The sequence below is a fragment of the Ligilactobacillus ubinensis genome (genome assembly GCF_024160875.1).
In the GTDB taxonomy this organism is placed as follows: Bacteria; Bacillota; Bacilli; order Lactobacillales; family Lactobacillaceae; genus Ligilactobacillus; species Ligilactobacillus ubinensis.
The window spans coordinates 1-225 of the sequence record NZ_JAIULA010000079.1; the positions used below are offsets into that span (position 1 = coordinate 1).

The 225-nt window shown below is 34.2% G+C and carries 1 pseudogene; it reads left to right on the forward strand.

The window, feature by feature from the left end:
- A pseudogene (locus tag LB941_RS12460) lies at positions 1-225 on the forward strand (hypothetical protein); the annotation flags it as partial.

Below are 225 nucleotides of genomic sequence, written 5' to 3' on the forward strand. Positions count from 1 at the left end.
AATAGCTATACGTTGCTAAAGTTAGCCATTTATTGCGGCTTTTTAGGATCACTTTTTGGTTTGTTTGGGGTTGTTTTCCCATATTTAGAGCTTATTGCTGGTTTTTTTCTTGGGTTGAGTGCGGCTTGGCTCCCAATGGCTAGTAATACTATTAAGTATTATCGTGTTGAAAATGATATAGTTGGTTCAAAAAATATTGGAATTACAGTACTGCTTTTAGTTTTA